This is a genomic window from Clavibacter lycopersici (assembly GCF_003576405.1).
GTDB classification, from domain to species: domain Bacteria; phylum Actinomycetota; class Actinomycetes; order Actinomycetales; family Microbacteriaceae; genus Clavibacter; species Clavibacter lycopersici.
Genome location: NZ_QWGT01000235.1, coordinates 1 through 4,245 on the forward strand (window position 1 = coordinate 1; position 4,245 = coordinate 4,245).

The following is a 4,245-nucleotide window of genomic DNA, read 5'->3' on the forward strand; positions in this document are numbered from 1 at the left end:
CGCGCGCGCCCGCGGTGCCCGCCGCCGAGGACGCCCCGCAGGGCTGGGGCGACGCGCCCACCGGATCCGACGCGAACGACGACCGCCTCCGGCTCGACCGCCCGCCCCACTGGGGCTGACGGGTCGACGCCGGAGGCGGTCGGGCCGTGCGGATCCAGCGCTAGGCGGGCTTCCCGGGCTCGGCCACGTGCTGTCCGGTGGATGACGCGATCGTGTGCGTCCCCTCGGGCGACGGTCGTCCCGCGAGCAGGTCGCGGATCTCGATGAGCAGCTCGGTCTCGGTCGGCGGCACGTCCTTCGGCGTAGCCTCCTCCTCGGCCTTCTGCTTCGCGAACGCGACCTTCTTGAGGTGGTTCACGGGCAGCACGAGCGCGAAGTACACGACGGCCGCGACGATGAGGAAGTTGATCACCGCGGCGATGACCGCGCCGAAGAAGATCGTCGCCTCGCCACCGGACGCGGTGGGGATGGTCACGGGCAGCGCCTCGGCCAGGGTGGACGCGTCGAAGAGCGCGCCGATCAACGGGTTGAAGACCGAGGTGACGATGGCCGTCACGATCGCGGTAAACGCCGCGCCGATGACGACCGCGACCGCGAGGTCGATGACGTTGCCGCGGAGGATGAACTCCTTGAAGCCCTTCACGGGTGCTCCTGTCTGGCGGGCCGTCCGATCAGGTGGACGGCGAGGACGAGCCGGAGCCCGAGGACGCGGGACCGGAGGGGGTGCTGGGGGTCACGGTACCGGAGCCCTGGCCGGTCGTCCCGGATCCGGACGAGCCGGAGGAGTCCGACGATCCGGAGGACGAAGACGAGTCGGAGGACGAGGACGAGGACGACGAGTCGCTCGACTTCGCCGCCGACGATCCGGAGGTCGACCGCGACCGCTTGGCCGCGTCCTCGGTGCGCGAGTCGTTGCGGTAGAAGCCGCTGCCGGTGAAGCTCACGCCCACGGCGGCGAACAGCTTGCGGAGCTTGCCGCCGCACACGGGGCACTCGGTGAGGGAGTCGTCGGTGAACGCCTGGACGATGTCGAAGGCGTTGCCGCACACCGTGCAGCGGTAGGAGTACGTGGGCATGGGTCCCTAGAAGGAGTGGATGAGGGTGGGGGTCACGATGCCGTCGACCGGCATGTCGTGCTTCTCCCGCGGGAGCTCGTCGACGAACTCGGCGTCGAACACCACAGCGTAGACCGGGGGGCAGGCCTCCATCGATCCGAGGGTCTTGTCGAAGTACCCGCGGCCCCAGCCCATGCGCATGCCGCCCTGGTCGACCGCCGCGGCGGGCACGACGATGAGGTCGACGTCGTTTATCGCGATCGGCCCGAGCAGCTCGCCCACCGGCTCGGGCAACCCGAACAGGCCCTCGGTCTCGGTGCCGTCGCTCACCACCCAGTCGAGCAGGCCGTCGTTGCGCGACACCGGCAGGAGCACCTGCTTGTCGTTCGCGTGCAGCCACTGGAGGAAGGGGCGGGTGGTCGGCTCGTCGACCGTGGAGAGGTAGCAGGCCACGCGGGTCGCGTCGTGGTTCGCCACGAGCTCCGTCAACCGGCTGGTCAGCCCGTGGGCGGACTCCTCGCGCTCGGTCGAGGTCATCTGCCGACGACGCTCCCGCAGCTGGGCGCGCAGGGCCCTCTTCTCGTTCCCGACTTCGCTCGGCATGGTTCGAGTCTAGGTATGTTCGCCCGCTACGCTCGATCGCATGGTCACCCACATCACGAAGGCCGTCATCCCCGCCGCGGGACTCGGAACACGATTCCTTCCCGCGACGAAGGCGATGCCGAAGGAGATGCTGCCGGTCGTCGACCGCCCGGCCATCCAGTACGTGGTGGAGGAGGCCGTGGGTGCAGGACTGCACGACGTCCTCATGATCACCGGCCGCAACAAGACCGCCCTCGAGAACCACTTCGACCGCAACGCCGAGCTCGAGGCCACCCTCCAGCTCAAGGGCGACGACGCCAAGCTCCGCAAGGTCAACGAGTCCACCGACCTCGCCGACATGCACTACGTCCGCCAGGGCGACCCCAAGGGCCTCGGCCACGCGGTGCTCCGCGCCGAGATGCACGTGGGCCGCGAGCCGTTCGCCGTCCTCCTCGGCGACGACATCATCGACAAGCGCGACGTCCTCCTCTCCCGCATGATCGAGGTCCAGCAGCAGCGCAACTGCTCGGTCGTCGCGCTGCTCGAGGTGGATCCCTCTCAGACGCACCTCTACGGCGTCGCCACGGTCGAGCAGACGGACGACGACGACGTCGTGCGCATCACCGGCATGGTCGAGAAGCCGGCGGCCGGCACCGCGCCCTCCAACCTCGCGATCATCGGCCGCTACGTCCTGCGCCCCGAGGTCTTCGACGTGCTGCACAAGACGGAGCCCGGCAAGGGCGGCGAGATCCAGCTCACCGACGCGCTCGAGAAGATGGCCGCCGCGCCCGAGTGGACCGGCGGCGTCTACGGCGTCGTCTTCCGCGGCCGCCGCTACGACACGGGCGACCGGCTCGACTACCTGAAGGCCATCGTGCAGCTCGGCGTCGACCACGAGGACCTCGGCGAGGGCCTGCGCGAGTGGCTGCCCGAGTTCGTCAAGACGCTCGAGCGCTGATCCCGCTTCGGGGCGCGGGGCCCGGGCGCACCGGCGCCCCGGCTGAGGCCTAGGCTCATGGACGTGCCGCAGACCGTACCCACCATGCGGGACGGGCGCATCTCCGTCCGCCCCATCCGGCTCCGCGACTCGCGGGCCCTCGAGCGGTCGCTGCTCGACAACCGCTCGTGGCTCCGCAAGTGGGAGGCCACGAGCCCCTACGCGCCCATGGCGTTCGACACGCGCGCGAGCATCCGGTCGCTGCAGGCCAACGCCCGCGCCGGCCTCGGCGTGCCGCTCGTGATCGACTACGACGACGAATTCGCCGGCCAGCTCAACGTCTCGTCCATCGCCTACGGGTCGCTCTCCAGCGCGACCATTGGGTACTGGGTCGGCCAGGAGTTCGCTGGGCGGAACGTCACGCCCACGGCCGTCGCGCTCGCGACCGACTACTGCTTCACGACGCTCGGGCTGCACCGGATGGAGATCTGCATCCGCCCCGAGAACGCGCCCAGCCTCCGCGTCGTGCAGAAGCTCGGGTTCCGGTACGAGGGCCTGCGGCGCCGCTACATCCACATCAACGGCGACTGGCGCGACCACTTCTGCTTCGGCCTCGTGGTGGAGGAGCTGTCCACCAGCGTGCTCGCGCGCTGGAAGGAGGGCGGCGTGGATCCGGAGTGGTCGCGCGTCCCCGACGCGGACGTCGAGGCGGCCGCCGCGCCGCTCCCCGTGCAGCGCCGGATCTGACCTCCCACCTGCGGATGCGCCGGTCCGGCCATGGACACGCGGCGCGCTTCCCGCGTCGCACCCGCCGGACCTCCTAGCCTCGGGACATGCAATCCGGCGGCATCATCATCGCGCTCTCCGCGGTGCTCTGGCTCGCCTACCTCCTGCCCACGTGGCTGCACCGGCGCCAGTACATGGCGACCGAGCGCAACGCCGTGCGCCTCCAGCAGACCCTGCGGATCCTGGCCGAGACGGCCGAGGTCCCCGACGCGGTGCGCGCGGAGACCCGTGCCCGCAGCGTCGTCGAGCAGCAGCGCGCCCTCCGCCGGGCCGCAGAAGAAGCCGAAGCCGCCGCGCGTGCGCGAGACGCCGCCGCCCAGCGCGCCCTACCGAAAGTGGCCCCCGTGTCCGCAACGTCGCCCTCCGCCGCTACGCGCCTCCGCCGCACCCGGCTCGCCGCCACCGCGGTCCTCGCGCTCGCCCTCGTCGGCGTGATCGCCGGGATCACCCAGGTCGCGGCCGCCGGCGCGTGGACCCTGCTCGTGATCTCGTCGCTCGCCACGTTCGCGTCGCTCGCGATCCTGCAGCGCATGTCGCAGATCGCCGCCGCGCGTCGCCTCCAGGCGCCCGAGGCCCGCCTGATGCCGCGCACCGGCTTCACCGACTTCCACGAGCAGGCCGCGCAGCCGGCCGAGCCCGTGGCGGAGCGCGAGGAGGGCGAGTCCTGGACCCCCGTGCCCGTGCCGAAGCCGCTCTACCTCTCGCGCTCGCAGGCGCCCGGCCCGCGTCCCGGTGCAGGCAGCGCGCCCCGCACGCCGCTCTCGCCCGTCGAGGAGATGCGACGCGCCGCCGCCGCGTCCGAGGAGACGCTGCGCCGCGCGCACCTCGAGCCCGAGGTCGCCCGGCTGTCCGCCGAGGAGGAGCCCGCCGCAGCCGCGCCGGCCG

6 protein-coding genes are annotated in these 4,245 nt (G+C 71.8%); 3 read left to right on the top strand and 3 right to left on the bottom strand.

The features are described from left to right. Window positions 1-160 precede the first annotated feature (160 nt). From mscL to DZG00_RS12870, 3 genes are read right to left on the bottom strand one after another with little or no spacing between them, the layout of a single operon-like run. Window positions 161-643 carry a large conductance mechanosensitive channel protein MscL gene (gene mscL / locus DZG00_RS12860; RefSeq protein ID WP_119382666.1) on the bottom strand — a complete coding sequence of 161 codons (483 nt, stop codon included), beginning with the start codon at window positions 641-643 and terminating at the stop codon, window positions 161-163. 28 nt (window positions 644-671) lie between these two features. Further along, window positions 672-1,076 (bottom strand): FmdB family zinc ribbon protein, encoded by a 405-nt coding sequence (locus DZG00_RS12865; protein WP_119382667.1) that lies wholly within the window; start codon window positions 1,074-1,076, stop codon window positions 672-674. 6 nt (window positions 1,077-1,082) lie between these two features. Next, window positions 1,083-1,658, bottom strand: a complete 576-nt coding sequence (locus tag DZG00_RS12870) for a 5-formyltetrahydrofolate cyclo-ligase (RefSeq protein ID WP_119382668.1) — start codon at window positions 1,656-1,658, stop codon at window positions 1,083-1,085. Window positions 1,659-1,698: 40 nt separating this feature from the next. Here DZG00_RS12870 and galU point away from each other — a divergent pair, with 40 nt between their 5' ends. The 3 genes from galU to DZG00_RS12885 form a co-directional block, all read left to right on the top strand. Then, a complete protein-coding gene (gene galU, locus DZG00_RS12875) occupies window positions 1,699-2,595 on the top strand; it encodes a UTP--glucose-1-phosphate uridylyltransferase GalU (protein ID WP_119382669.1) in 897 nt (298 codons plus the stop codon). A gap of 57 nt (window positions 2,596-2,652) precedes the next feature. Continuing rightward, window positions 2,653-3,321: a GNAT family N-acetyltransferase gene (locus DZG00_RS12880; protein WP_119382670.1), complete on the top strand. Its 669-nt coding sequence runs from the start codon at window positions 2,653-2,655 to the stop codon at window positions 3,319-3,321. An 86-nt stretch (window positions 3,322-3,407) separates the two neighbouring features. Further along, window positions 3,408-4,245: hypothetical protein (locus DZG00_RS12885; protein ID WP_119455693.1), on the top strand; the 838-nt coding region annotated here is incomplete at its 3' end.